1 protein-coding gene is annotated in these 3,699 nt (G+C 63.4%); it reads left to right on the top strand.

Annotation, left to right across the window (positions count from 1 at the left end; genetic code table 11):
- Positions 1 to 3,699: S-layer family protein (locus tag K0F86_RS27045; protein ID WP_219137205.1), on the top strand; the 3,699-nt coding region annotated here is incomplete at both ends.

Raw genomic sequence — 3,699 nt, 5'->3', positions numbered from 1 at the left:
ATGTCGCCGTCAACGCGGGCGCCGTGGGCGCCTTGGTCAATAATGGCGGCATGATCCGGGCGGACGGCGGCAGCGTGGTCTTGACGGCGCAGGCGGCCGGCGACCTGCTGAGAACCGTCGTCAACAACACGGGCGTGATCGAGGCGCACACGATCGATACGCGCGGCGGTACGATCAAGTTGCTGGGCGACATGCAAAGCGGCACGGTGAACGCGGGCGGCACGCTGGACGCCAGCGCGCCCGTCAGCGGCAAGGGCGGCTTTATCGACACCTCGGCCGCGCATGTAAACATCGACGCTGCGCTGAAGGTGACCACGGCGTCGAACAAGGGCTTGTCGGGCACGTGGCTGATCGACCCGACCGACTTCAATATCGCCGTCTCCGGCGGCGACATGACGGGCACCTTCCTGAGCAACTCCTTGAAATCGGGCAATGTGCAGATCCAGAGCGTATCGGGTGCTGGCGGTACGCAAGGCAACATCAACGTCAACGACAACATCAATTGGTCGGCCAACAAGCTGACCCTGACGGCGCAAAACAATATCAACATCAACAAGGCCATGCGCGGCTCGGGCACGGCCAGCCTGGCGCTGGAATACGGCCAGAGTGGCGCCGCCGCCAGCAATCCGGCCACCTACAACGTCAAGGCGGAAGTCGATTTGCCATCGGGTAATAACTTCAGCACCAAGCTGGGCAGCGATGGCGGCGTGACCGTGTATCAGGTGATCAACAGCCTGGGCGCCTTCAACAGCAGCAGCGGCAGCGATGTGCAGGGCATGCGGGGCAATTTGTCCGGCAACTATGTCCTGGGCAGCAATGTCGATGCCAGTGTCACGGGCAGCTGGGACAGCGGCAAGGGATTTGTGCCGATCGGCAGCGCCGGCACGCCGTTCACTGGCAAGTTTGACGGCCTGGGCCATGAACTGTATGGCTTGACCATCAACCGCGCCGAGACGCCGGCGGCCATGTTCGGCAATATTGGCCTCGTCGGCAGCGTGCGCAACTTGAGCTTGAACAATGTCAATATCACGGGTTCGCAAGCCGTGTCCGGCGCCACTTACACGGATGTAGGCGCGCTGGCTGGCTACAATGCGGGCACGATCAACAATGTGAGCAGCAGCGGCGCCGTGCACGGCGCCGGTTACGTCAATATGGGCGGACTGGTGGGCACCAATGTGGGCACGGTCAGCAACAGCCGTGCTGCAGGGACGGTCGCCGCCACGAATATCAGGGTTGGCTATGGATACGGCGCCGCTGCAGGCCTGGTCGGCGTGAATGCCGCTGGTGGTTTGATCAAGAGCAGTTCCAGTTCGGCCGCTACCAGCTCGAGCAGTTATTTAGCCGGCGGTCTGGCCGTCTACAACCGCGGCACGATCAGCGACAGCTATGCCACGGGCGCCGTCAGTGTCGGTGGCGCGGGCGGCAGCTATGGCGGCGGCCTGGCCGCTATCAACGATACTACCGGCGTGGTGATGAACAGCTATGCCACGGGCAATGTCACGGGGACTTCCGGCCTGGGTGGCTTGCTGGGGCGGATAGAGTCCGGCGGCACGGTCGATAACAGCTATGCCACCGGTAATGTGACGGGCAGTGGCAATAACATCGGCGGCCTGGTCGGCTTGTCGTATGGCCCGATACGCAATAGCTATGCCACCGGCAATGTGACTGGCAATTCCACCGTGGGCGGTGTGGTTGGTTATAACCTGTTTACAATGACGAATGTCTATTATTCGGGCAAGCTCACGGCGGGTGGCGCCAGCGTCGGCATGATCGTCGGCGATAACAACGGCGGCACCGTGACGAATGCCTATTTCGACAAGAGCTTGAATAGCATGATCGCCGCCATCGGCGTGACTGGCAACGGGGCCACCTCGAACGCGCTGGGCCTGACCAGCGCGCAAATGTTGCAAGGTAGTAATTTCGCGGGATTTAATTTCACCGGCACGGCCGGCGCGACGGGCAACAACTGGGTCCTCGTCAGCGGCGACGGTTCGATCAATGGCGCCAGCGCCGGCACGCGCCCCATGCTGGCGTCGGAATGGTCGAACACCATCAATTCCACGCACCAGCTGCAATTGATGGCAATGAACAAGGCTGCCAGCTACACGCTGGGCAGCAGCTTCAGCGCAGCCAGCACGGCCGCGAACGGCAACGACGTGTGGGGCAGCACGGGCTTCATCCCGGTCGGTACGGCGGGGTCGGCCTTCACGGGTAGCCTCGACGGCACCGGGCATATTGTTTCCAGCCTGAATATCGCTAAGGTGGGCGTGGCGGGCGTGGGCTTGTTTGGCGTCGTCGGCAGCGGCGGCGTGATCGCCAATGTGGGCTTGTCTAGCGGCACGGTCGCTGGCGGCGACAATACGGGCGCCCTGGTCGGCACGAATGGCGGCAGCATCAGCGGCAGCTTTGCCACCAGCGCCGTCACGGGCGCCAACAATGTCGGCGGCCTGGTGGGGACGAACACGGGCACGGTCAAGGACAGTTATGCCAGTGGTGCGGTGACTGGCAGCAGCGGCGCGGGTGGCTTGGTGGGCAGCAACAGCGGCAGTGTCGCGACCAGTTATGCGAACGGCAGCGTGAGCGGCGCCGGTGGTGGCCTGGTCGGCACGGGGGCGGGCAGCGTCACGGGCAGTTATTGGGATAGCACGGCCAGCGGCAAGATATCGAGCGCTGGTGGCACGGGCGTGACGACGGCGCAGTTGAAGAATTTGTCGAATTACACGGGCGCGGGCTGGGAACTGGGCCAGATGTGGGTCGCCTACGATGGCCAGAGCGCGCCTTTCCTGCGTTCGTTCATGAAGCAGGTCGCCGTGCGCGTTTCCTACGACAGCAAGGTGTATGACGGCGTGGTCTATGCCGGTGGCAGCAATAGCGTCACGTATTCGAACACGGTGGCGGGCGCCAGCCTGCTGGGTACGCTCGCGTATGCAGGCAATGCCGCTGGCGCCGTCAATGCTGGCACCTACAGCGTGTCGGCCAGCGGCCTGTATGCCCCGGGCGGGCAGTCCGGCTATGCGGTCAGCTATATCGATGGCGGCCTGGTGATCACGCAGCGCCAGCTCAGCCTGAACGGCGCCGGTGCCGGCAACAAGGTATATGACGGCAACACCACCGCCATCATCAGCGGCGGCACGTTGGCAGGCCTGTTGGCCGGTGATCTTGGTAATGTCAATCTGCTCTCTTTGCTGGGGACCTATGCCAGCAAGAATGTCGGCAATGGCATCGCCGTGAATGCGACTGCCACCCTCGGCGGTAGCGCGGCCGGCAACTATATCTTGGCGCCGTTGACTGGCGTGAGTGGCAACATCACGCCGGCGACGATTAGCAGCATCAGCGGCATCCTGGCCGGCAGCAAGGTCTACGACGGCTTGACTGGCGCTGCGCTCGACACCAGCGCGGCTGTATTCGCCGGTAAGATCGGCAGTGATGCGCTGACGTTGAGCGGCACGGGCACTTTTGACAACAAGAATGCCGGCACCGGCAAAACAGTCAGCATCAGCGGTCTGTTCCTGGGTGGCGCCGATGCGGGCAACTATATCCTTGCCGGCACGACGGGTAGCGCGCTGGCCGATATCACGGCCAAGGCCCTGACCATCACGGGTGTCACCACCAGCAACCGCATGTATGACGGCACGCTCAATGCGGCCCTGTCGGGCGGCACCTTGAGCGGCCTGGTGGGCGGGGAAACCCTGGGCCTGT

This window comes from Janthinobacterium sp. UMAB-60 (assembly GCF_900095235.1).
Classification (GTDB): domain Bacteria; phylum Pseudomonadota; class Gammaproteobacteria; order Burkholderiales; family Burkholderiaceae_D; genus Janthinobacterium.
The sequence above is the reverse complement of the archived record's forward strand: the minus strand, read 5'-3'. Positions and strand labels throughout refer to the sequence as shown.